23 protein-coding genes are annotated in these 24,374 nt (G+C 64.3%); 1 reads left to right on the top strand and 22 read right to left on the bottom strand.

The genetic code is table 11. From position 1 onward, the window contains the following. Positions 1-11: 11 nt before the first annotated feature. The 12 genes from mihF to ACVZUB_RS14465 all read right to left on the bottom strand — a co-directional run bounded on the left by mihF (position 12) and on the right by ACVZUB_RS14465 (position 13,158). The gene (mihF, locus tag ACVZUB_RS14520) at positions 12-332 is read right to left on the bottom strand and encodes an integration host factor, actinobacterial type (protein WP_003944825.1); all 321 of its coding nucleotides are present in this window, start codon (positions 330-332) and stop codon (positions 12-14) included. Positions 333-701: 369 nt separating this feature from the next. Then, positions 702-1,901: a glycosyltransferase 87 family protein gene (locus ACVZUB_RS14515; RefSeq protein WP_482628512.1), complete on the bottom strand. Its 1,200-nt coding sequence runs from the start codon at positions 1,899-1,901 to the stop codon at positions 702-704. A gap of 57 nt (positions 1,902-1,958) precedes the next feature. After that, positions 1,959-2,780 carry an orotidine-5'-phosphate decarboxylase gene (gene pyrF, locus ACVZUB_RS14510; RefSeq protein WP_208689539.1) on the bottom strand — a complete coding sequence of 274 codons (822 nt, stop codon included), beginning with the start codon at positions 2,778-2,780 and terminating at the stop codon, positions 1,959-1,961. Beyond that, positions 2,777-6,133 carry a carbamoyl-phosphate synthase large subunit gene (carB, locus tag ACVZUB_RS14505; RefSeq protein ID WP_003945010.1) on the bottom strand — a complete coding sequence of 1,119 codons (3,357 nt, stop codon included), beginning with the start codon at positions 6,131-6,133 and terminating at the stop codon, positions 2,777-2,779. The genes pyrF and carB overlap by 4 nt, the downstream gene beginning before the upstream one ends. Next, on the bottom strand, positions 6,133-7,308 hold the full coding sequence (carA, locus tag ACVZUB_RS14500) for a glutamine-hydrolyzing carbamoyl-phosphate synthase small subunit (RefSeq protein WP_482628511.1): 1,176 nt from the start codon (positions 7,306-7,308) through the stop codon (positions 6,133-6,135). The genes carB and carA overlap by 1 nt, the downstream gene beginning before the upstream one ends. Next, a complete protein-coding gene (locus ACVZUB_RS14495; protein WP_003944773.1) occupies positions 7,305-7,871 on the bottom strand; it encodes a PH-like domain-containing protein in 567 nt (188 codons plus the stop codon). The genes carA and ACVZUB_RS14495 overlap by 4 nt, the downstream gene beginning before the upstream one ends. A gap of 6 nt (positions 7,872-7,877) precedes the next feature. Next, on the bottom strand, positions 7,878-9,185 hold the full coding sequence (locus tag ACVZUB_RS14490; protein WP_003944990.1) for a dihydroorotase: 1,308 nt from the start codon (positions 9,183-9,185) through the stop codon (positions 7,878-7,880). Positions 9,186-9,211: 26 nt separating this feature from the next. After that, positions 9,212-10,156: an aspartate carbamoyltransferase catalytic subunit gene (locus ACVZUB_RS14485; protein WP_003944883.1), complete on the bottom strand. Its 945-nt coding sequence runs from the start codon at positions 10,154-10,156 to the stop codon at positions 9,212-9,214. Next, positions 10,153-10,794 carry a bifunctional pyr operon transcriptional regulator/uracil phosphoribosyltransferase PyrR gene (gene pyrR, locus ACVZUB_RS14480; protein ID WP_003944977.1) on the bottom strand — a complete coding sequence of 214 codons (642 nt, stop codon included), beginning with the start codon at positions 10,792-10,794 and terminating at the stop codon, positions 10,153-10,155. The genes ACVZUB_RS14485 and pyrR overlap by 4 nt, the downstream gene beginning before the upstream one ends. A 173-nt stretch (positions 10,795-10,967) precedes the next feature. Then, positions 10,968-11,465 carry a transcription antitermination factor NusB gene (gene nusB / locus ACVZUB_RS14475; RefSeq protein WP_007728014.1) on the bottom strand — a complete coding sequence of 166 codons (498 nt, stop codon included), beginning with the start codon at positions 11,463-11,465 and terminating at the stop codon, positions 10,968-10,970. Next, entirely contained in the window at positions 11,466-12,029 is a 564-nt protein-coding gene (gene efp, locus ACVZUB_RS14470) for an elongation factor P (protein WP_003944958.1), read from the bottom strand. 34 nt (positions 12,030-12,063) lie between these two features. Next, positions 12,064-13,158 carry a M24 family metallopeptidase gene (locus tag ACVZUB_RS14465; RefSeq protein ID WP_003944812.1) on the bottom strand — a complete coding sequence of 365 codons (1,095 nt, stop codon included), beginning with the start codon at positions 13,156-13,158 and terminating at the stop codon, positions 12,064-12,066. 111 nt (positions 13,159-13,269) lie between these two features. On the opposite strand from ACVZUB_RS14465, the gene ACVZUB_RS14460 reads away from it, so the two are divergent. Next, positions 13,270-13,878 (top strand): B-4DMT family transporter, encoded by a 609-nt coding sequence (locus tag ACVZUB_RS14460; protein WP_019748369.1) that lies wholly within the window; start codon positions 13,270-13,272, stop codon positions 13,876-13,878. 87 nt (positions 13,879-13,965) lie between these two features. Here the strand turns inward: ACVZUB_RS14460 and aroQ are convergent, their stop codons facing one another. The 10 genes from aroQ to alaS form a co-directional block, all read right to left on the bottom strand. After that, on the bottom strand, positions 13,966-14,394 hold the full coding sequence (gene aroQ / locus ACVZUB_RS14455) for a type II 3-dehydroquinate dehydratase (RefSeq protein ID WP_209448669.1): 429 nt from the start codon (positions 14,392-14,394) through the stop codon (positions 13,966-13,968). Further along, positions 14,391-15,500 (bottom strand): 3-dehydroquinate synthase, encoded by a 1,110-nt coding sequence (gene aroB, locus ACVZUB_RS14450; protein ID WP_003944873.1) that lies wholly within the window; start codon positions 15,498-15,500, stop codon positions 14,391-14,393. Before aroB ends, aroQ begins: the two co-directional genes overlap by 4 nt. A 25-nt stretch (positions 15,501-15,525) precedes the next feature. Next, positions 15,526-16,035: a shikimate kinase gene (locus ACVZUB_RS14445; RefSeq protein ID WP_030536425.1), complete on the bottom strand. Its 510-nt coding sequence runs from the start codon at positions 16,033-16,035 to the stop codon at positions 15,526-15,528. A 13-nt stretch (positions 16,036-16,048) separates the two neighbouring features. After that, positions 16,049-17,236: a chorismate synthase gene (gene aroC / locus ACVZUB_RS14440; RefSeq protein ID WP_081558810.1), complete on the bottom strand. Its 1,188-nt coding sequence runs from the start codon at positions 17,234-17,236 to the stop codon at positions 16,049-16,051. Positions 17,237-17,347: 111 nt separating this feature from the next. Continuing rightward, positions 17,348-18,046 (bottom strand): S1 family peptidase, encoded by a 699-nt coding sequence (locus ACVZUB_RS14435; protein WP_007728030.1) that lies wholly within the window; start codon positions 18,044-18,046, stop codon positions 17,348-17,350. 225 nt (positions 18,047-18,271) lie between these two features. Then, positions 18,272-18,793 (bottom strand): prepilin peptidase, encoded by a 522-nt coding sequence (locus ACVZUB_RS14430; protein ID WP_231916201.1) that lies wholly within the window; start codon positions 18,791-18,793, stop codon positions 18,272-18,274. A 182-nt stretch (positions 18,794-18,975) separates the two neighbouring features. Beyond that, a complete protein-coding gene (locus ACVZUB_RS14425) occupies positions 18,976-19,815 on the bottom strand; it encodes a shikimate dehydrogenase (protein WP_003944839.1) in 840 nt (279 codons plus the stop codon). Further along, the gene (gene mltG / locus ACVZUB_RS14420; RefSeq protein ID WP_042445689.1) at positions 19,805-21,115 is read right to left on the bottom strand and encodes an endolytic transglycosylase MltG; all 1,311 of its coding nucleotides are present in this window, start codon (positions 21,113-21,115) and stop codon (positions 19,805-19,807) included. Before mltG ends, ACVZUB_RS14425 begins: the two co-directional genes overlap by 11 nt. Continuing rightward, positions 21,112-21,645: a Holliday junction resolvase RuvX gene (gene ruvX, locus ACVZUB_RS14415; protein WP_003944838.1), complete on the bottom strand. Its 534-nt coding sequence runs from the start codon at positions 21,643-21,645 to the stop codon at positions 21,112-21,114. Before ruvX ends, mltG begins: the two co-directional genes overlap by 4 nt. 2 nt (positions 21,646-21,647) lie before the next feature. Beyond that, positions 21,648-24,320 carry an alanine--tRNA ligase gene (alaS, locus tag ACVZUB_RS14410; RefSeq protein ID WP_019748361.1) on the bottom strand — a complete coding sequence of 891 codons (2,673 nt, stop codon included), beginning with the start codon at positions 24,318-24,320 and terminating at the stop codon, positions 21,648-21,650. Positions 24,321-24,374 lie beyond the last annotated feature (54 nt).

Below are 24,374 nucleotides of genomic sequence, written 5' to 3'. Positions count from 1 at the left end.
CACTTGTCGGCTCAGGCCTCGAAGTCAAACTTGGTGAGCAGAGCCTTGCGCTGCCGATCACCGAGGCCACGAAGGCGACGGGTCGGTGCAATCTCCAGCTCGGTCATGATCTCCTGAGCCTTGACCTTGCCCACCTTGGGCAGCGCCTCGAGCAGTGCCGAAACCTTCATCTTGCCCAAGATTTCGTTGTCTTCGGCGTCCTTGAGGACCTGCTTGAGGTCGGTGCCGCCACGCTTCAGGCGCTCCTTGAGCTCAGCCCTGGCCTTGCGGGCAGCAGCTGCCTTCTCCAAAGCAGCAGCGCGCTGCTCATCAGTCAACTGGGGAAGGGCCACGGTTCCTCCGTCTCGTCGTGTGCAAATTTTGTCTATTCCGCTGATAACCAGCAGCGATAGCGACCGTACTCACGCCTGGCGCGAATTGCTAACCCACCCCCCGCGGTCCGATGCAGATCGCGGTGGGTTATGCGCGTCGAATCGATGTCACGGATCGTCACCGTTTTCGGCTGGATCGAGACGAATTCGACGCCACACGAACGTGCGTACAGTACCGAAATAGACTGTAACACAATGTATTTCGACCCATAGCGTGCGACACCCCCGTGCGAGTGTGCGAAATCGTTACCTGCGGGAATGAACGTGGTCGCCGACACATCCAAAATTTTCGAGCATTTTCGACGCCTATGCGCGTGTCGCGGCCCGTTTTCAGGTCTGCAGCGACGATTTCGGATCGCCGGCGTCGACCGTCTCGGGTTCGATGCGACTCACGCCGGGGGCGGCCAGAGCGAGCACTACCGCGAGGCTCGCCCAGAGCAATGAATTCTCCAGCACGAAGCCGACTACCGGGATATCCATGTCCGCGCCGACTCGAGGAAGCCGAAACAGCACTACGACAGCGGTGAGACCGATCGCGATCCAGGACCACACAGGGACCGATCGAGTGCCCTCCCCCACGCCCGACTTGATCGGAACGAGGAGTACACCCACCGCCGGCACCAACCACACGAAGTGGTGCGTCCAGGCAATGGGAGTCACGATTGCCGCCAGCAGAGCCACCACCGTGAAACCGGCGAGATCGCCCCGCAGGCGCTGAGCGCGCCGCGTCGCGACAATTCCGAGGACACCCAACACCGCACAGGCGACGAGCCATGCCGGACCCACCAGGCCCTCGGGAAGTAGCCGCAAGGCCATTCCACGCACGGACTGGTTACCGAACACGGACGGGTCACCGACGGCGACGCGCCCCGAGAGTGAGGCGATGTCGCCGAAGTAGTCGATCGTCTGGCGCGGGAGAACCGCAAAGCCCAGAGCCGTGGCGCCGAGGAAGCCGGCGAGGCCGCCCGCAACTGCTTTCCAGCGCCCGGTGATCACGTAGTAACCGATGTAGACGAGTGGCACCAGTTTGACCGCGCCGGCGATCCCCACCAGCACACCCTCGGGAATCCACCGTGGTCGAGCCAGCACGTCGATCAAGCACAGGAGAGTCAGAAGCAACCCGACCTGGCCGTACCCGAGGTGATCGGAGATCGGCGATGCCGCCGTCCACACGACCAGGAAACCCACGTAGACGACGACTGGCCGCTTACGTGTGAACGGGACTTCGCGATAGCTGAGCACGATGATCGCGGCCAGCATCAGGAGGCTGACGAAACTCCATCCCCACTGGACCGCACCCCAGGAACCCAGGGCGACTGGAACGGCGACGAGCGCAGCGAAGGGCGGATACGTGAACGGCAGTCTCGCGTTGAACGACTCGTCGTACAGGTTCGAGCCGTCGAGGACGGCCTGACCCGCCGTCCGGTACACGGCGAGATCGTCGCCGTGTACGCCGGTGACGGATTGGAACCCGGTGGCCAGCAGCGCGCACGCCGCGACGAGAAGTCCGATCTGCCACCAACGATTCACCGACGGACGGTACCACCGGGTTCCACCGCTCGAACGAGCCTCGAGGTCACTCACGGATCAGTTCGCCAATGCGGCTTCGATCTCGTCTCGGTCACGCATTGCTGCCTCCCGAAGTGCCGATACCGAAGGACCATGCTTGAGCACCCCACGGGAAGTGTTCGGCAGCAGGAGCTCGGTCGATCCCGCGAAGATGTCTGCGAGATCCGCTGCCGTCGCACCCTGCGCGCCGAGTCCCGGAGCGAGAATCGGGCCGTTGAACTGCGACAGGTCCAGACCGTGGTCCCGAGTTGCACCGACCACCAGTCCGACGGTGTCACGGCCGTCGCCGTTCGCATCGACCGCAGCGTCGACGATCGACTGAGCCACGCTCACACCGTCAGCCGACGACTGTTGAAGTACGCCGCCTTCCGGATTGGAGGTTCGTGCCAGGACGAAGATCCCGCGTGCGTTCTGCCTTGCCAGTTCGAGTGTCGGAGTCAGCGCCCCGAATCCCAGGTACGGCGAAACGGTGACCGAGTCGGAGGCCAACGGCGAATCACCCAACCAGGCTTGCGCGTACGCGTCCATCGTCGAACCGATGTCACCGCGCTTGGCATCCGCGACGACCAGCGTTCCCGCATCGCGAAGAACCGAGATGGTTCGCTCCAACACGGCGAAGCCGGCGCTGCCGTAAGCCTCGAAGAACGCAACCTGCGGTTTGACCAGTCCGACCTCACCGGTGAACGCCTCGACGCAGATCTCGGCGAAAGTCTCGAGACCTTCGGCCGTACGCGGCAGTCCCCACGCGTCGAGAAGCGCGGGATGCGGGTCGATACCGACGCACAGCCGCCCCCGGTCCGCGATCGCGGACCGGAGACGATGCCCCCAACTGTGACTCACGACTGCTGTGCCGGCTGACGAAGACCTGCGTGCAATTCCTGCAGGGAGTGAACTCCGATGTCGCCGCGAATGGCTGCTTCGATGCCCTGCACGGCAGCCGAGGCGCCCTGCACCGTCGTGATGCACGGGATGTTCGACGCAACCGCTGCGCTTCGGATCTCGTAGCCGTCGACACGCGGGCCGTTGTTGCCGTACGGCGTGTTGATGACCATGGCGACCTCGCCGCTGCGGATCTGGTCGACGATGGTCTCGGCACCGGCCGGAACATCTTCACCCGACTGCTTGTACACCTGCTTGCACTCGATACCGTTGCGCCGCAAAACATCTGCGGTTCCTTCGGTGGCAAGAATGGTGAATCCGAGGTCTGCCAGGCGCTTGACCGGGAAGATCAGCGAACGCTTGTCCTTGTTGGCGACCGAGACGAACACCGCGCCCGTGGTGGGCAACGAACCGTAGGCGGCAGTCTGCGACTTGGCAAAAGCCGTACCGAAGTCGAAGTCGATTCCCATGACTTCACCGGTGGACTTCATTTCCGGGCTGAGCAAGGTATCCACGCCGGTACCGTCGGCGCGGCGGAAGCGGTTGAACGGCAACACAGCTTCCTTGACCGCGATCGGTGCACCGGCCGGGGTGTTTCCGCCGTCGCCCTTCGCCGGCAGAATGCCGCTCGCACGCAGTTCCGCGATGGATTCGCCGAGCATGACGCGGGCGCATGCCTTGGCCAGCTGGACGGCCGTCGCCTTGGACACGAACGGAACCGTGCGGCTGGCGCGGGGATTTGCTTCCAGCACGTAGAGGATGTCGTCCTTGAGGGCGTACTGGACGTTGAGCAGGCCCTTGACGCCGATGCCCTTTGCGAGAGCCTCGGTGGAGCGGCGGACGTTCTCGAGATCCGCCCGGCCCAGAGTGATGGGCGGGAGCGCACACGCCGAGTCACCGGAGTGAATGCCGGCTTCCTCGATGTGCTCCATGACGCCGCCGAGGTACACCTCGGTGCCGTCGCACAGAGCGTCGACGTCGATCTCGACTGCGTCTTCGAGGAAGCGGTCGACCAGGACCGGACGATCGTCGGAGATCTCCGTGGCGCGCGAGATGTAGTCGGCGAGGGAAGCCTCGTCGTAGACGATCTCCATGCCGCGGCCACCGAGCACGTACGACGGACGCACCAGCACCGGGTAGCCGATGCCTGCTGCGATCTCGCGGGCGCCGTCGAACGTGGTGGCGGTACCGAACTTCGGTGCGGGCAGACCGGCTTCGGTGAGCACGCGGCCGAATTCGCCGCGGTCCTCCGCCAGGTCGATGGCTGCGGGGCTGGTTCCCACGATGGGGACGCCGGCAGCTTCGAGACGCTTCGCCAGTCCGAGCGGGGTCTGGCCGCCGAGCTGGACGATGACGCCGGCAACGGTGCCCGACTGCGCCTCCGCGCGGTAGACCTCGAAGACGTCCTCGAACGTCAGCGGCTCGAAGTACAGGCGATCAGCGGTGTCGTAGTCCGTGGAGACGGTCTCGGGGTTGCAGTTGACCATGACGGTCTCGTACCCGGCCTCGGACAGCGTCTGCGCCGCGTGGACACACGAGTAGTCGAACTCGATGCCCTGACCGATGCGGTTGGGGCCGGATCCGAGGATCAGAACCTTGGGTCGCTCGGTCTGCGGAGCAACTTCGGACTCGGCCTCGGGATCGAGCTCGTAGGTCGAGTAGTGGTACGGCGTCTTGGCCTCGAACTCTGCGGCGCAGGTGTCGACGGTCTTGTAGACGGGGCGCACGCCCAGCTGATCACGCAGAGCGCGAACGGCGTCCTCACCTGCGTGCGTGTCACCACCGAGCTCGGGGCGCAGAGCCGCGATCTGGCGGTCCGAGATGCCGTGGTACTTGGCCTGACGCAGGGAAGCCTCGTCGAAAGACTCTGCAGCGCGCAGCTTTTCACCGAGCTCGTGAATCTGCTGGAACTGGTCGAGGAACCACGGATCGATCTTGGTGGCGTCGAAGAGCTGCTCGACAGTTGCGCCGAGCGCGAATGCCTTCTCGATGCCGTACATGCGGCCGTCCTGCGGAACGCTCAGATCGGCGAGCAGTGCATCCAGGCTCTCCGTCTCGATGTCGGCGCCGGTCCAGTAACCCGCACGCTTGGTCTCGAGCGAACGCATGACCTTGCCGAAAGCCTCGGTGAAGTTGCGGCCGATGCTCATGGCCTCGCCCACCGACTTCATCGTGGTGGTCAGAGTTCCGTCGGCACCGGGGAACTTCTCGAAAGCGAACCGCGGAGCCTTGACGACGACGTAGTCGAGCGTCGGCTCGAAGCAAGCCGGGGTTTCCTTGGTGATGTCGTTGACGATCTCGTCGAGCGTGTAGCCGATGGCAAGCTTGGCCGCCATCTTCGCGATCGGGTAACCGGTCGCCTTCGACGCCAGAGCCGACGAGCGGGAGACACGCGGGTTCATCTCGATGACGACCAGGCGGCCGTCCTTCGGGTCCATCGCGAACTGGATGTTGCAGCCGCCGGTGTCGACGCCCACCTCACGCAGAATGTCGATGGAAAGGTCGCGCATCGCCTGGTACTCGCGGTCGGTCAGCGTCATCGCCGGGGCGACGGTGACCGAGTCTCCGGTGTGGACACCGACCGGGTCGACGTTCTCGATGGAGCAGACGATCACGACGTTGTCGCGACTGTCACGCATGAGCTCGAGTTCGTATTCCTTCCAACCGAGGATGGATTCCTCGATCAGGACGTTCGCCGTCGGCGACGCGGCCAGACCGCCACCGGCGATGCGGTTGAGATCGTCGACGTCGTACGCCATGCCGGAACCGAGGCCGCCCATGGTGAAGGACGGACGCACGACAACCGGGTAACCGAGTTCGGCGACCGTGGCGTGTACTTCGTCCATCGTGTAGCAAACTGCGGACTTCGCGGATTCGCCACCGACCTTGGCGACGATGTCCTTGAACTTCTGGCGATCCTCGCCGCGCTGGATGGCGTCGAAGTCGGCGCCGATCAGTTCGACGTCGTACTTCTCGAGGATGCCCTGCTCATGCAGCGCCACTGCGGCGTTGAGCGCAGTCTGACCGCCGAGCGTCGCGAGGACGGCGTCGATCTTGTTGCCCTGCAAGGCTTCCTTGGCGATGACCTTCTCGAGGAACTCGGCCGTGATCGGCTCGACGTACGTGGCGTCGGCGAACTCGGGGTCCGTCATGATGGTGGCCGGGTTGGAGTTGACCAGGCTGACGCGCAGGCCCTCCTCCTGGAGGACGCGGCAGGCCTGGGTGCCCGAGTAGTCGAACTCGCAGGCCTGACCGATGACGATCGGACCGGAGCCGATTACCAGGATGTGCTTGAGATCTGTACGGCGTGGCATTAGTTCTTGACTCCGGTTTCTTTCCGTGCGGAGAGCAGGCTGGTGAAGCGGTCGAAGAGGTACGCGGCGTCGTGCGGGCCGGCTGCCGCCTCGGGGTGGTACTGCACCGAGAAGGCCGAATCGTCCAGCAGGCGAACACCTTCGACGGCTCCGTCGTTGGCGCAGGTGTGGCTGACCACCGCGCGGCCGAACGGGGTGTCGAATTCCTGACCGGCTTCGCCTTCGAGCGCGAAGCCGTGGTTCTGAGCGGTGATCGCGATGCGACCGGTCTGATGCTCGATCACCGGGATGTTGATTCCGCGGTGGCCGAACTTCATCTTGTAGGTGCTCAGGCCCAGGGCGCGGCCCAGGATCTGGTTGCCGAAGCAGATACCGAACAGCGGCAAGCCCTGTCCGATGATCTCTTTCGTGAGGTGGACTGCGCCGTCGGCGGTGGCTGGGTCACCGGGACCGTTGGAGAGGAACACTCCGTCGGCCTTCAGGTCGAGGATCTGTTCGAGACTCGCGTTGGACGGCAACACGTGGACGCGAATACCGCGCTCGGCGAACATGCGCGGGGTGTTGGTCTTGATACCGAGGTCGATGGCGGCAACCGTGTACAGCGCCTCCCCGCCCTTCGGCTCGACGACGTAGCCGCTGGTGGTGCTGACCTCACCGGCAAGATCGGCGCCGAGCATGGTCGGCTGATCCTGAACCCGTCGGACCAGTTCGTCATCGGCGGCGATGGCTTCACCGGAAAAAATTCCGGCCTTCATCGAACCGCGAGTACGCAGGTGGCGAACCAGGGCGCGGGTGTCGATCCCGGCGATTCCGACGATGCCCTGTTCTTCGAGCTTGGCCTGCAGCGAACCAGTTGCACGCCAGCTCGAGGTGACGCGCGAGGGGTCACGAACGACGTACCCGGCAACCCAGATCTTGGCGCCGGCACGCTCGCCGGTCGGTCCGACCGACTCGTCGTCTTCGTCGTTCCAGCCGGTGTTGCCGATCTGCGGTGCGGTGGAGACGACGATCTGGCGGTGGTAGCTGGGATCGGTGAGCGTTTCCTGGTAGCCGGTCATTCCGGTGCTGAACACCGCTTCGCCCAGGGTCTGTCCAACCGCACCGAAGGTGGTTCCGCGGAACACCCGTCCGTCTTCGAGGACCAGTACTGCGGGGCTGTTGTCAAAGCCGCTCATGCGTTCTTTCCGTTCTGCTCGATGTCGCCAGAGCTTGCGTCTTCGTTGTCATTCGTCTTGTTCGAAGCGGTCTTGTTCGAAGCAGTCACCGGCTTGACCCAGTCCGGATAAACCGTCTTGTCGTCACCGCGCACGCCCGTGTCGATCTCGGTTCCGCTCGGCAATTCCCAGCGAATCACCAGGACGCCGTCCTTGCTCATGACCTTGCCGGCAAGACCGTTCTCCGTGCGGATCGCGCGGATCGACTTCTCCGGAATCCAGATCGCCGACGCGCCGTCACGCTCGACCAGAATTCCGCCGCTGTAGCGGCTGATCTCGCAGGTGGCGCGGAAACCGAGGTCGCCGACGGCGATACGGTCCTGCCAACTGGGTGCGATGGTGCTGCCGACGTACAGGCCGGTGGTCGGCAGGACGAGCAGTTCACCCAGGGTTGCCGGTACCGTCGGCAGTTCGCCGATCTTGTCTTTCTGGCGTCGAGCGCGTCCACGCCAGCCGACGTACATCAGGCCGATCATCGCGACCCAGAAGATCGCCAGACCGATGATCCACAGTGCTCTGTCCATGACGCGCTACTCCTCGCTACTCCGCAGCCGCACATTCCCGTCGTGTGCGGTGATGCGGCCACGTAACAGTGTGGTCGTGACCCGAGCGGGCAATGTCATCGACTCGTACGGAGTGTTATGCGCGACACTCGCCAGGTCGGGACCGTGGACCGTCCACTCGGCCGACGGATCGACCAATGTCAGGTTCGCGGGCTCCCCCACCTCGATGGGACGGCCCTGATCGTCGAGGCCCACGATTGCCGCGGGGCGCTCGCTCATGACCCGGGCAACACCGCGCCAGTCCAACAGGCCGGGCTGGACCATCGTCTGCACGATGATCGAGAGTGCGGTCTCGAGGCCGAGCATTCCAGGGCGAGCGGCTGCGAACTCGCAGCACTTGTCCTGCTCGGCGTGCGGAGCATGGTCGGTCGCGACGCAGTCGATGATTCCCTCGGCCAGACCCTTGCGCAGCGCGGCAACATCACTGGCCTCACGCAAGGGCGGGTTGACCTTGTTGATCGCGTCGTACGTCTCGAGCCGTGAATCGTCGAGGAGCAGGTGATGCGGGGTGACCTCGGCGGTGATCGAAATCCCTTGGCTGCGAGCCCACTTCACGAGTTCGACGGTTCCGGCGGTGGAGGCGTGGCAGATGTGAACGCGGGCGCCGGCGTCACGCGCGAGCAGTGCGTCGCGGGCCACGATCGATTCTTCGGCTGCGCGCGGCCATCCGGCCAGGCCGAGACGCGCGGCCGTGGGGCCCTCGTGGGCGACCGCACCGACGGTCAAGCGCGGCTCTTCCGCGTGCTGGGCGATCAGGACGCCCAGTGAGCTGGAGTATTCGAGCGCGCGACGCATGATCAGTGGGTCGTAGACGCAGTGGCCGTCGTCGGAGAACATCTTGACCTTGCCGACGCCTGCGGCCATGGTCGCCATCTCGGCGAGTTGCTTGCCTTCCAGGCCTGCTGTGACTGCGCCGACGGGGTGGACGTCGACGAGGCCGACTTCCTGCCCGCGTCGCCAGACGTGATCGGTGATGACCACCGAATCGGCGACGGGACTCGTGTTGGCCATCGCGAAGACCGCGGTGTATCCACCCAGAGCCGCTGCCGAGCTTCCGGTTTCGATGGTCTCGGTGTCTTCGCGGCCGGGCTCACGCAGATGTGTGTGCAGGTCCACGAAGCCGGGAAGCAGGATCTGCCCGCCGGCATCGATCACCTCGGATGCCGTGGCCGGATCGAGGTCCACGCCGATCTCGAGGATCGTGCCGTCGCCGACGAGTACGTCGGTGGGCTCACCTTCTCCGTAGATCAGGACTCCGCGGAGCAGGACACTCACGGGTGATTCTCCGTTCTCGTTTCTGGTCACAGCGCACCGTCCTCCGACCCGACCAGCAGTCGGAACAAGACAGCCATGCGCATGTGTACGCCGTTAGTAACCTGTTGCAGTACAGCAGTTTTGGAGGAATCGGCAACGGCGGATGCAATCTCCATGCCGCGCAGCATCGGGCCGGGGTGCAGGACCACCGCGTGATCGGCCAGCATCGCCAGCCGCTTCTCGGACAGGCCGTAGTTGATCGAGTACTCGCGCTGCGACGGGAAGAAGCCACCGTTCATGCGTTCGGCCTGAACCCGCAGCATCAGCACCGCGTCGAGTCCGGGCAGTTCCGCGTCGAGCGAATGCGAGACCGTGACCGGCCACGTGTGCGCACCGACCGGCAGCAGTGTCGGCGGCGCAACAAGAACAACCTCGGCACCGAGCATCGAGAGCAGCAGTGCGTTGGAGCGGGCGACACGGCTGTGCAGGATGTCGCCGACGATGGCGATCCGCTTGCCCTCGATGTCGCCGAGACGCTGGCGAAGGGTCAAAGCGTCGAGAAGCGCCTGAGTGGGGTGCTCGTGCGTGCCGTCACCTGCGTTGATGACTGCCGGGCCACCGTCGTCGGCCGCTCCGGTCCACTTTGCGATCTGGTGGGCGGCGCCCGAAGCCGGGTGGCGCACGATGAGTGCGTCGGCACCGGCCGCGCGCAGGGTCATCGCGGTATCGCGCAGGGATTCACCTTTGGACACCGAGGAACTGGATGCGCTGACATTGATGACGTCGGCACTCATCCATTTGCCTGCCACCTCGAAAGACACCCGGGTGCGCGTCGAGTTCTCGAAGAACACCGTCATGACCGTGCGTCCGCGCAGCGTCGGGAGCTTGCGTACCTCTCGTCCCAGAAGTGCCTGCTCGAACCGTTCTGCCTCGTCGAGAAGTTCTACCGCGGACTCACGATCGAGGTCCGCGATGGAAAGTAGGTGCTTCACGCGCTCTTACCCCCGGAGATGACTACCGCTTCCCTGCCGTCGTGCTCCTGGAGGAGAACCTTGACGTCCTCGGACCTCGCGGTCGGGACGTTCTTGCCGACGTAGTCGGCGCGCAGCGGGAGTTCGCGGTGACCACGATCCACGAGCACTGCGAGTTGGACCGCGCGGGGGCGGCCCAGATCGCGCAACGCGTCAAGTGCCGAGCGCACGGTGCGACCGGAGAAGAGGACGTCGTCCACGAGAACGACCAGCGCATTGTCGACGCCACCCTCGGGGACGGACGTGCGCTCGAGCGGGCGGTGCGGCTTGTTCCGGAGATCGTCGCGGTAGAGGGTGATGTCGAGAGATCCGATGGGAAGACGCACACCGGAGAATTCTTCGATCTTGGCGCGCAGTCGCGTGGCGAGGGTGGTACCACGCGTCGGGATCCCGATCAGGACCACACGAGGGGCAGTTCCCTCGGGTCCGTCGAGTGCGGTCTTCTCGATGATCTCGTGAGCGATCCGCGCGATGGTCCGGCCCACATCCTGGGCGGACAACAATTCGCGGGTTTCGCTACCTGCCTCGGCACCGACCGGCGCCTTCGAGTTACCTGGACCTGCAAGATCGGATGGGCGAGACCCTTCGGGCACGCTCATGCAGCGACCTCCTTCTCCGCCTCACTGGACGGATCGTTAAAGGATGTCTGACGGTCCCCACCCTATCAGCCGACAGACCTGATCCCGCCGTGCGAGCAGCGACTCCGACCGGTTGTGTGCAGACACACAACGCGCTCGGTGACACTCGCACGGCGGTGGTGGAACAAAACTTGCTACTCGGTACCCGAATCCGATTCCTGCGCGCGCTGGGAGGTCGCGGCCGCAGCCGATCGAACCTGCGGCGCAACGAGAACGACCTGGCCGAGGATTCCGTTGACGAATCCCGGAGAGTCGTCCGTCGAGAGCTGCTTCGCGAGTTCGACGGCCTCGTCCACGGCGACAACCGGGGGAACGTCCGTCGCGTGGAAGAGCTCCCACACGGCGATACGCAGAATCGCACGGTCGACGGCGGGCAGACGCTCGAGCGTCCAGTCCTGCAGATGCGAGGAGATGACCTGATCGATCCGGTCCAGATTCTCCGCAACGCCGGACACCAACGTGACGGTGTAGGCCGCGACGGGTGCTACCGCGTCGTCCTTGACGGACAGATCGGAACGCTCCGACGCCAGTGCGACCGGATCGAGGTCACGTGCCTCGGCTTCGAAGAGGAAGTCGACGGCACGCTTGCGCGCCTTGTGGCGTGCACCGAGTTTCTTATGTGTGCCGGACACTCAGGAATTCACACGCCCGAGGTAGTTGCCGTCACGAGAATCGACCTTGAGCTTGTCACCGGTGTTGATGAAGAGCGGGACGTTGATCTCGGCACCGGTCTCGAGGGTCGCAGGCTTGGTGCCGCCGGTGGAGCGGTCGCCCTGCAGGCCCGGATCGGTGTGCTTGACGACGAGCTCGACGGTGACCGGAAGCTCGACGAAGAGGGGAACGTCTTCGTGGGTCGCGACCTGGACTGCCATGTTCTCGAGCAGGAAACGCGACTGGTCGCCGACGGTGGACTCGCTGATCGACACCTGGTCGTAGGTGTCGCCGTCCATGAAGATGTAGTCGCTGCCGTCGTGGTACAGGTACGTCATGTCACGACGGTCGACCGTGGCGGTCTCGACCTTCACACCGGCGTTGAACGTCTTGTCCACTACCTTGCCCGAGAGCACGTTCTTGAGCTTGGTGCGCACGAAGGCAGGGCCCTTGCCGGGCTTGACGTGCTGGAACTCGATGATCGTCCACAGCTGGCCTTCGATCTGCAGAACCAGACCATTCTTGAAATCACTGGTGGAAGCCACTTGCTTCGCGTCTCCTAGGGGTCGGGAAACCGTCTCAGACGACGGTAAGGTCTTTTGCGGTCAGTGTGAGCAGCTCTGGCCCCTGCTCACGAACAACGAGCGTGTCCTCGATCCGTACACCTCCGCGCCCGGAGAAGTACACGCCCGGCTCGACGGTCACCGCCGCGCCGGAAAGAAGTGTACCGGTGCCGAGCTTGCCGATCCCCGGTGCTTCGTGGATTTCGAGCCCCACACCGTGGCCGAGGCCGTGCAGGAACAACTCGCCGTAGCCTGCATCGTCGATCACCGCACGGGCGACGGCGTCGACTGCCGCACATTCGACACCCGGCGCGAGCGCGTCGCAACCGGCAGCTTGCGAACGCGCGACGAGCTCGTAGATCTCCCGTTGCCAATCGGAAACGGACTCGAGCACGTAGGTCCGTGTCATGTCCGAGTGGTACCCACCGACCTGGGCTCCGAAGTCGAGTTTCACGAAGTCACCCGACGCCAGGATCGCATCGGTCGGTCGGTGATGCGGAATCGCCGAGTTGGCGCCGGCCGCCACGATCGTCTCGAAGGAAATACCGTCCGCCCCGTTGTCGAGCATCAGATTTTCCAGCTCGCGGCCGACCTCTCGTTCCGTTCGGCCAGGTCGCAGACCGCCGCGAGCGATCAACTGCGCCAACGCGACATCGGCTGCGGTGCACGCGGCTCGCAACAACTCCACCTCGTACTCGTCCTTGACCATGCGCAATTGTTCGACGAGTCCGCTCACCGGTTCGAACCGGATCTTCGGCGCTGCTTCGGTCCAAGCCCGATGTTCGGCGAACGTCGCCACATGTGACTCGAACGCGAGAACGGGCGCCGTGGACTTCTCGATCAAGTGCGCAGCACTCGAACGGGCGATTTCGGCCCGAAGGTCCGGCACCTGCTCTGACACCTGCGTCACGTAGCGGCCGTCGGTGCAAATCACCGTCTCACGCTCGTCGGACGCTGAATCCGATGCACTGACGACGAGCGCCGCATTGGAACCGGTGAAACCGGTGAGGTATCTGATGTTGAGGAGATCTGTGACGAGAATCGCGTCGAGTTCGCGCTCCGAGAGGAGGCGTCTGAGGGATTCACGGCGTGTTCTGAAGTCGACCGGCATCCCTCGAACCTACCGCCCGCGCAGACCTGCCGATCAACTCGAAACTCGCGGTTACAGCAATAAGTGTGGGTTAGGCCACAAGGTGTAATGGGTTCTAGTTAGGCTGTACCCATGAATGCGTGGTTGGTACGTGGCCTCGGCATGGCCCTGATACATGTTGTGTTTCGTGCGTTGCTCGGTGCAGCGATCGCACAGTGGCCACTTCAGGGGTCCACCCTGCGCTGGCTGTCCCTGTTGATCGTCATCGTCTTCGCCGCGATCTGGGGTGGTATCGACGGCATTCGTGACCGCCGGAATTTCCCCGAACCCGAGGACGGCGCCGATCTGACCATGCTGTGGCTCAAGGCCGCATTGGTCGGCGGGTTCGTCGCCGGCGCTGCCAGCTGGGCACTCAGCCTGGTCCCCTCCCTCGAACTCACCCAGCAGGGCTTGTTTTTCGAGGTGACCTCCGGTGCGGCGTTCACGATCCTTCTCATCTTCGTCCCCGCCATGATCGCCATCACCGTCGGACGCTTCTTCGTCAGCCGTGAACAGCGCAAGAACGGAACAGCTCCGCAGACCCCGTCCCACGAGCGTCACCACGAACCGGTGCCCGTCAGCGAGGGCTACGACTCCCCCACCGAGCAGCACGCATACAGCGGAGCCGCGATGTCCGTCGAGGAATCCGACGCCGATACCGCGGTCTTCCCGGCGATCGATCTGGGCAAGCGCGAGCAGTAACGCCCACCGTCCACACAACCGAATGCGGCCCCGAGGATATTTTCCTCGGGGCCGCATTCGTGTGGCTGTTTTTTCGACTTCCCTCGTTCAGCCTCGCTCGGCGAGGAACCTGATCGCCAGCGGATACGCGGCGACGCCGAGTCCGACGATCACTCCGGTCGCAATCGGACTCAGGTAGGAGTGGTGCCGAAACTCTTCTCGCGCATGAACATTCGAGATGTGTACCTCGACGAGACCTGCGGTCAGTTCGGCGCATGCATCTCGCAGGACCACCGACGTGTGCGTCAAGCCACCGGCATTGAGGATCACCGGTTCCCCCGCGTCCGCCGCGTCGTGGACCCAACCGAGCAGATCGCCTTCGTGATCGCTCTGACGGACGATCACCTCGACGCCGAGCTCCTTGCCTGCCGCGACGCACAATTCGATCAGATCGTCGTGTGTGGTCGCGCCGTAGACCTCGGGCTGACGCTTACCCAGACGCCCCAGATTGGGTCCGTTGACGACGTTGATCCTCACAACAGGACCGTTCCGCCGGCCGGCCGCGCATCGCGGGCAATCGCGGAGTACGCCGCAACCAGCAGACTCGGATCCGGCCCCTCGAGGCGACCCGGCTTGGCCAGTCCGTCGAGGACCACGAAACGCAGCAGCCCGGCACGGTTCTTCTTGTCGGTCTGCATTCCCTTCATCAGATCGCCGAACGCATCACCGTCGTACGACGTCGGCAGCCCGACGAGATCGAGGATCGACTTGTGACGATCCGCGGTGGCGTCGTCGAGTCGGCCCGCGAGCCGTCCGAGTTCGGCAGCGAAGACCAGGCCGACGGAGACAGCGGCACCGTGGCGCCACTTGTAGCGCTCACGACGTTCGATCGCGTGGCCGAGGGTGTGGCCGTAGTTGAGGATTTCGCGCAGATCCGACTCGCGCAGATCCGCGGCCACGACCTTGGCCTTGACCTCTACGGAGCGCCGAATCAACTCGGGCAGAACAGTTCCCGACGGATCGAGAGCTGCCTTGGGATCGGCTTCGATGAGATCCAGGATCACCGGGTCGGCGATGAATCCGGTCTTGATGACCTCGGCCATGCCGGCAACGATCTCGTTGTGCGGCACAGTCTCGAGCGTCGCGAGATCGATGAACACCGCTCCCGGCTCGTGGAACGAACCGACGAGGTTCTTGCCCGCTTCGGTGTTGATACCGGTCTTGCCACCCACTGCTGCGTCGACCATCGCGAGCAAGGTGGTGGGGACGTGAACTACCTTGACACCGCGCATCCACGTAGCCGCGACGAAGCCGGTGAGGTCGGTCGCCGCTCCCCCGCCCAAGCTCATGATCGCGTCGCTGCGAGTCAGGCCGATCCGGCCGAGCACGTCCCAGCAGAAACCCGCGACAGCAAGATCCTTGCCGTCCTCGGCATCGGGGATCTCGATACGGTGGGCGTCGATTCCCTTCTCCGCCAACGCAGCCCGTACGGCCTCCGCGGTCTCTGCCAGCGGCGGCTGATGGAAGATCGCGACAGTGCGCGCGCCGTCGAACTCGGCAACGAGATCACCGAGCAGGCCGCGGCCGATCACGACCGGGTAAGGACTTGCGGTCTTCACCTCTACACGTACGGGTTCGGTCACTGCTCCACTACTCCGCTCCGGTTGTTCATTTGTCTTGAAGTTTCGACACCAGTTGCCCGACGACACGCGCCGGACTTCGGCCGTCGGTCCGAATCCGAATCGTGGCCGAACGCCGGTACAGCGGACGACGACGCCTCATCAACTCCTGGTACTTGACCTTGGGATCTCCGCCGGCCAGCAGCGGGCGATGATTGTTCGCCCCCGTGCGGCGAAGCCCTTCGGCGACACTGATCTCGAGGTAGATGACCGTGTGCCCCTGGAGCAGTTCGCGCGTGCGATCGGAGAGGATCGCACCACCGCCGAGCGAGACGATTCCGTCAGTGGCCTGCAACGCTTCGCGAACCACCGATTCCTCGATCTCACGAAACCGAGGCTCTCCGTCATGGGTGAAGATCTCCGGGATCGTCCTACCCGTGGTCCGTTCGATCTCGGCGTCGGTATCGACCAACTCGAGTTCGAGTGCCTGCGCGAGACGTCGACCGATGGTCGATTTGCCGGCACCGGGCGGACCGATGAGTACAGCCTTCGGCTTCATCGATACGTGAGTCCTATCGAGGCGGTCGGGCTGCGATGCCCTCGGCGTAACGACGGTAGTTGGCAGTGGTTTCAGCAATGGAATCACCACCGAACTTTTCGAGTGCGGCCTGAGCCACGACGAGCGCAACCATCGACTCGGCGACGACGCCGGCAGCCGGAACCGCGCACACGTCGCTGCGCTGGTGGATGGCAACCGCTTCCTCGCCGCTCTCCATGTCGACCGTCGCCAGAGCGCGCGGAACCGTCGAGATCGGCTTCATCGCGGCGCGAACTCGAAGAGCCTCACCATTGGTCATGCCACCTTCGATACCGCCTGCGCGGTTCGTGGAGCGCACGATGCCGTCCGGGCCCGGACGGATCTCGTCGTGAGCTTCGCTGCCACGACGGCGCGCGGTCTCGAAGCCGTCGCCGACCTCGACACCCTTGATGGCCTGAATTCCCATGAGAGCAGCAGCAAGTCGTGAATCGAGACGCTCGGCGCCGCTGACGAAAGTGCCGAGTCCGACCGGCAGGCCGTGGATGACGACCTCCACGACGCCACCGAGGGTGTCGCCGTCCTTCTTCGCCGATTCGATTTCGGCGATCATCGACTCTTCTGCAGCCTTGTCGAATGCGCGGACCGGGCTCGCGTCGATCGCGTCGAGATCCTTGCCCTCCGGCACGGGTCCGACGTACGGCTCGGAAGCACCGATGGAAATAACGTGTGAAACGACCTCGGCACCGAATACCTGACGCAGGAAGGACCGTGCGACGGTTCCAGCGGCCACGCGGGCTGCGGTCTCGCGAGCGCTGGCGCGCTCGAGGACGGGACGCGCGTCGTTGAAGCCGTACTTGAGCATGCCGCTGTAATCGGCGTGTCCGGGACGCGGGCGCGTCAACGGGGCATTGCGAGCCTGATCGGCGAGCAGGTCCGGGTCGACCGGGTCGGCGGACATGATGGTTTCCCACTTGGGCCACTCGGTGTTGCCGACCTCGATGGCCACGGGGCCACCGAGCGTAAATCCGTGGCGGACACCGCCGATGATGGTGACCTTGTCGGCCTCGAACTTCATCCGTGCGCCACGGCCGTAACCGAGTCGACGACGGGCAAGTTCGGACGAGATGGCCTCAGAGGTCACTTCGACCCCCGCGACCATGCCCTCGAGCATCGCGACGAGGGCGGGACCATGGGATTCTCCGGCAGTTATCCAACGCAGCACGCCGACCATCTTTCCACGTCGCAGACCTCAGTTGTCACAGTGGTCCTCCCGGTGAACACAGATGGCCCACACGCACGAGGCGTGTGGGCCATCTCAGAGGTACCTGTGGGTCTAGAACAGGCGGAATCCTCCACCGTTTGCGTTGATGTCAGCCAAACCGATGTTGATGTCCGCCGAGTTGTCGGGAGCGTGGAACGGCGGCGGAAGCGGCTCGAAGCAGTACGGCGGGTAGCCGTTGCTGATCAAGCCCACCAGGCGGTCACCGACGACGAGCGGTCCACCGGAATCACCGGGAATCGAGCACGTGTGCTCGACGATCTCACCGTAGACGGAGTCGTAACCCCAGGTGATACCGCACGTGTTGCCGGTCGAACGGCCTTCCTTGCACACGATCGTGCCCGGGGCCGGCGGGGCGCCGATTCCGTTGATCGTCGTGCCGCCGACGGTACGCAGCGGAGCTACCTTGGCGTCGTCGAGATCGATCACGGCGATGTCCGAGACCGGACTCGAGTAAGAGAACCGACCGATGGGTCCGGCCTCGGGCAGGTACTCGGCGAACACCCGGTCCCCGACAACTCCGCAGTGTCCGGCGGTGAGTGCCACGAGAGAACCGGCGTTGTCGTAGCCGACCGCGGTCAACGTGCATGCTGCAACTCGGTCAGGATCGGAGTGATCCACGTCCGGCAGCAGGATTCCTGAGCCCCCGCCCAGTGCCACCGATGAAGGTGCAGGCGCGGCGCCGGCGACGCCCGCTCCTGCAGCCACAGCCGCCAAACAGGCTGCCGCAGCGACGAAAAGCCTTGTGCGCATAGGTTCCCCCGATAATCGAGTGCGAAACGAGATTCGTTTTGTCCCATTTCCGAAACCTCAGTGAACGTCAGGGTGTGGACATTCGGCAAGTCCGACTCGCCGCATACTGGGACCGCGCGCTGGCAATACCCGCATTTATGAAACCGACGGTTACGTCTTTCCTGCAGTTCACCGTCCGTCGTTGAACGGTCAATAACGCCAGACTTCTCGCGGATGTTGCACTCGTCACGTCAGCCAGGCAAACGCAATCGAACCGCAGGCTGCCAGGCACATCGAGGGTCCGTGCGCAATGGGCGAATTGTGGGCTACCGGCCCTCGTCTTCGCAGTTCCAGCGCGGTGCCCAGCGTTGCGGTGAGCACCGAGGCAGACACCAACGACCACAGCCAGGCGTCCGCTCCCACCAATCCGGTCACGGCGCCCAGAGGAAGCGAGAGCTTCACATCGCCGACGCCCATGGAACCAGGCGACATCACGTGCGCCAGGAGGTGGATTCCGGCGAGCAGTGCCGACCCCACCACCGCCACCCACACCGTTCCCGACACCGTCGCGTAGACCATCACGACGGCGTAGCCCGGCAGCGTGAAACTGTTGGGCAGCCGACGCACAGCCAGGTCGACAGTCGAGATCGCGACGCACCACCACACCACGGCGAGACCGGAAAATAACTGCACCACCGAGGTATTCAGCGCACCGACGACAACCCAGCCTGTTGCGACGGCGCACTGCGGCACACAACAGAAAGTCACGACTGGTCGATAACCGTGTCGCCGCAACCAATTGTCGACGATCGCCCGAGCTCCGAAGCCAGCGACTACCCCCGAGCCTGCCAAGACCATCAACGTCCACATGGTTTCGAGCTTGGCGTCTGCCGTTCGCCAGCGGCAGACTACGAATCGTCTTGTGGACTACCTCGACACTGTGAACAGACCTAAGCGATAGCGGCTGCCATCGCCTCTCGCGGAGCGGGCTTGCCCGTGAACTGCTCTACCTGCCCGAAGGCCTGATTGAGCAACATCTCGAGGCCACCGATCACCGTGCCATCGGCCGCCTCGACAACCGAAGCAAGTGGCGTCGGCCAGGGGTTGTAGATCGCGTCGAGGACAAATCGCGCCTTCCCCAATTGCTGGGCAAAGGGCGCTGCCGCTTCCGCGGGAACGGTACTGACCAAGACCGAGGATTCGGCGCAGATCCCGCCTAGCCGTGCGTCGTCGAAGGCGACCAGATCAATGTCCAACCCGACAGCACCGCCGCATTCGATGGCACCGGATGCGCGCCCCGGATCACGCGCGACCACGGTGACTGTCCGAACTCCCATGTCGGCCAACGCGACCAATGCCGGCCGCGCGGTGCCGCCCGCGCCGACAACTACCGCCGAAGTGCCGCTGAGATCGCCGACACCGCCGGCGATCAACGCACCGCTGACTCCGTCGACGTCCGTGCAGTCGGCACGCCAACCGCCGTCGATGCGAACCAGGGTGTTGGCCGAGCCGATGGTCACCGCTCGCGGTGTGCGTTCGGTGGCATATTCGAGTGCTGCGATCTTGCCCGGCATCGTCACCGAGAGGCCGATCCATTCGGGGCCGAGTGAGTCGACGAGGGCAGGCAACTGCTCGCCGGTGCATTCGATCCGCTCGTAGGTCCAATCGCTCAGCCCCAAAGCCGCGTACGCCGCAAGATGCAGCAACGGGGACTTCGAGTGAGCGATCGGGCTTCCGAGAACTGCCGCCTTACGGGGCGTCGCGAGCGAAGTCGCGGTACTACCGTCCACTGTCGAGAATCCCACTTTGCTGTGCCAGTTCGATGTTGGCCAAATGCTCCTCGTAGCTCTTGGTGAAGAGCGTCTGGCCTTCCTTGTTGATCGTGACGAAGTACAACCAGTCACCGGCCGCCGGCGATTCCACGGCCTTCAGCGCGTCGATGCTCGGCGAAGCGATGGGCGTTGCAGGCAGACCCGGCATTGCGTACGTGTTCCACGGCGTGACGCGCTCACGGTCGGCATCCGTGGTTGCGACCTCGGTGGTGTCGAGTGAGTAGTTGACCGTGGAGTCGAACTGCAGAGGCTGATCGACTGCGAGTCGGTTGACGATCACCCGCGCGACCTTGGCCATGTCAGCGGGCAACGCCTCACGCTCGACCAGCGACGCTGCCACCAACAACTGGTACGGAGACATTCCGACCCCGCTGCCGGCTGTAAGAATTCCCGTGGCCTCGTACTTGGCGGCGCTACCCTCGACCAACGACCGCAGGATCTCGGTGGGCGTCGCAGTGGGATCGAAATCCCAACTGCTGGCGGCGATCAGGCCTTCGAGCTGACGGTCCTTGTCCGGCACGCTCTTGACCGACGACATCGCCCATTCGGGCACGCCGAGCGAAGCCAGATCGGAAGATGCTCCCGCAGTGTTCAATTCGTCTGTCGAGACACATTTCTGAGCGGAAACCGGGCCGACACAACTCGCCTCGGAAATGAGGTTGTAGATGCCCTTCTTGAGCGAGCCGGTCTGCGCGTCCGAACTGTCGTGCAGCTGACGCCCTTCGGCGATGACAACACTGCCGACTCGGGAGTCCGGGGCAACCAAGGTGTCGAGTGCGCTCGCGGCGCTACTCTGCACCGGCACCTGGTAGAAGCCGGGTTGCACCTTCTGGATCTCAGACGGATTGGCGATCGCCGCGTTGTAGAAAGCAGCGGAACTCGCGACGACGTTCTTCGCCTCGAGCGTCGCACCGATCTCCGATGCAGTTTCTCCACTGTTGATCTGGATGACCACGGGTGCGCCGCCGGGGCCGGCAAAATCCTCCGCGGTCTTGTTGCGATCCATGTACCAGAGAGCGCCGTATGCACCGACACCGAGGACTGCGATCACCAACACCAGCAGGGCGAGAACGCCGACCTTCTTGCCACGCTTGGCGCGCTTGTTGCGCGCTTCGCGTTGCTTGCGTGCCTCGGCTCGCGACATATGCGGCGGATCGATGTTCTGCGGCAGTGCACGCATGACCATGGTCTCGTCGTTGTCGAAGTCGAACGAACTGGTGGGCCGGCTTCCGCCGCCCTCATCCCACCGCGCGTTCACAGATCGCCCTCCAGTGCAGCGTCCTTCGACGACTCCCCTGGTTTCACAGCTCTACTCCGCTCGTCCAGCCAGCCTTGCAGGATTTCCACCGCCGCAGCCTGATCGATCATCGGTCGCTGGCCGCGTGCCTTGACTCCACTTTCGCGGAGATTGCGCGCAGCCGTGACGGTCGTCAGTCGTTCGTCGGACAGTCTCACCGGGATCGGTTCGACGGCCCGCTGCAGTCGTTTGGCGAATGCAGTCGCGATACCGGCGGCTTTACCTTGCTCACCGCGCAGCGTCTGTGGCAGTCCGACGATAACCTCAACGGCCTCGTATTCGGACACGATGGCGATAATGCGCCGGATATCCGGCGCGTCGGGCCCACGCTCCTTCGAGCGTGGAACCGTTTCCACCGGTGTCGCGAGGATGCCGTCGGGGTCGCTGGACGCGACGCCGATGCGAACACTGCCCACGTCGATGGCGATGCGCCGCCCGCGACCAGGGTCGTCGATGCCGGGGCGATCGGGACCCTGTTGCGTAGCCACCACCGTCAGCTGCCGCCCGCCAGCTCTCCGACTCTGTCCCGGATCGCATCGAGCGCCGCCGGGATTCCGGCGGAGTCCGAACCCGAACCCTGGGCCATGTCGGGTTTTCCGCCGCCGCGGCCGCCGATCTTGGGACCGAACGACGCGACCAGCTCGCCGGCCTTCACACCGAGACCTTGAGCTGCCTTGCTCGAGGCGACCACGAACGGAACCTTGCCGTCGACGTCACCGAGCAGAGCTACGACGGCAGGTTCGGAGCCAAGGCGACCCTTGATGTCCGTGACGAGGCTGCGCAGGTCGTTTCCGCCGACTCCGGCGGGAGCAGGCTCGGCGATGACGAGGACACTGCCGATGCGCTTGGCCTTGGCGACGTACTCGCCTGCCGACGCCAGCACAGCCTTGGCCTTGGTCTGCTCGAGTTCCTTCTCGGCCACCTTGAGTCGCTCGACGAGCGCCTCGACGCGGGCGGGCACCTCTTCCGAAGGAACCTTCAGCGAGGAGGAGAGTCCGGCCAGGAGCGCGCGTTCCTTGGCGAGGTAGCGGTAGGAGTCCAAACCGACGTACGCCTCGACGCGTCGGATTCCGGAGCCGACCGACTGCTCACCGAGCAGCGTTACCTGACCGATCTGTGCGGAGCTTCCGACATGAGTGCCACCGCACAGTTCCATCGAGAACGGGCCGCCGATTTCGACGACGCGAACCTCGTCGCCGTAGTTCTCACCGAAGAGTGCCATCGCACCCATCGCCTTGGCCTTGTCGAGATCCGTGACAAATGTGTTGACCGCGTAGTTCGACGCCACGGCTTCGTTGGTGAGTGCCTCGATGTCCTGCTTCTGGGAGTCGGACAGCGCGCCCTGCCACGAGAAGTCGAAGCGGAGGTAACCCGGCTTGTTGAGCGAGCCCGCCTGCACCGCGTTGGGGCCGAGCACCTGACGCAGCGCCGCGTGCACCATGTGGGTACCGGAGTGCCCCTGGGTTGCACCCTTGCGCCACTCGGCGTCGACGTGCGCGAGCACGACGTCGCCCTCGGTGATCTCGCCCTTCTGCACCGTCACCTTGTGCGTCCAGACCTTCTTGGCGATCTTCTGTACGTCGTTGACCTTGGCTTCGAGGCCCGGCGCGGTGAGCGAACCGATGTCGGCGATCTGTCCACCGGACTCTGCGTAGAGCGGGCTGCGGTCGAGGATGACCTCGACGTCCTGACCGGCCTTCGCGACCGGGACACGGACGCCGTCGACGATCAGTGCGAGGACGTGAGCCTCGGAGACCAGCTCGTCGAAACCGGTGAACTCGGTGGCGCCTCGGTCGAGCAGTTCCTTGTAGACCGTGAGGTCGGCGTGGGCGTGCTTACGAGCCTGAGCGTCGTCCTTGGCGCGCTTGCGCTGCTCGGCCATGAGCGTGCGGAAGCCGTCCTCGTCCACGGTGAGACCGGCCTCGGACGCCATCTCGAGCGTGAGGTCGATCGGGAAGCCGTAGGTGTCGTGCAGTGCAAACGCCTGATCGCCGGCGATGACCGACTTTCCGGACGACTTGACCGTCTCGGCAGCATTCTCGAACAGAGCAGAACCCGAAGCCAGCGTCTTGAGGAACGCGGTCTCCTCGCCGACGGCAACGTTCTCGATGCGCGTGAAGTCGGTTTCCAGAACCGGGTACGACGGCGCCATCGTGTCGCGGACGACGATCATGAACTCGCGCATGGTGGGCTGCTCGCTGCCGAGCAGTTTGGCCGAACGCACGATGCGACGCAGCAACCGGCGCAGGACGTAGCCGCGGCCGTAGTTGCCGGGGTTCACACCGTCGGCGATCAACATCGCTGCGGTGCGTGCGTGGTCGGCGATGACGCGGAAACGGACGTCTGAAGTGTGGTCGGTCCCGTAGACACTGCCGGTCAGTTCGGCGGCCTTGTCGATGACGGGGCGGAGAAGATCTGTCTCGTAGACGTTTTCGACGCCCTGCAGGAGGAACGCAACGCGCTCGACGCCCATGCCGGTGTCGATGTTCTTCTTCGGCAACGGTCCGAGGATCGGGTAGTCGCCCTTGTTGGTGCCCTCGCCGCGCTCGTTCTGCATGAACACGAGGTTCCAGATCTCGATGTAGCGATCCTCGTCGGCTTCGGGGCCACCCTCGACGCCGTATTCGGCGCCGCGGTCGTAGAAGATCTCCGAGCAGGGACCGCACGGCCCGGGAATGCCCATGGACCAGTAGTTGTCCTTCATGCCGCGGCGCTGGATGCGCTCTTCGGGCACTCCTACCTCGTCGCGCCAGATCGAGAATGCTTCGTCGTCGTCGAGGTAGACGGTGGCCCACAGGCGCGTGGGATCGATGCCGTATCCGCCGTCCTCGACCGAACCTGTCAGCAACTGCCAGGCGTGGGAGATGGCTTCCTTCTTGAAGTAGTCACCGAAGGAGAAGTTGCCCGCCATCTGGAAGAAGGTGTTGTGGCGGGTGGTGATGCCGACCTCTTCGATGTCCAGGGTGCGGACGCACTTCTGCACGGACGTCGCCCGTGAGTAGGACGGCGTCTGCTGCCCGAGGAAGAACGGCACGAACGGAACCATGCCCGCGTTGACGAACAGAAGGTTCGGGTCGTCGAGAATCAGCGAGGCGCTGGGCACCTCGGTGTGGCCGGCCTTGACGAAGTGGTCGAGGAATCGCCTGCGGATCTCGTGGGTTTGCACTAACCGGTCCTTACCTTCAAGAGCGTCGAGCTATGGGTGTCCAGACTAACGCGT

This window comes from Rhodococcus sp. OS5, assembly GCF_056837585.1.
The sequence above is the reverse complement of the archived record's forward strand: the minus strand, read 5'-3'. Positions and strand labels throughout refer to the sequence as shown.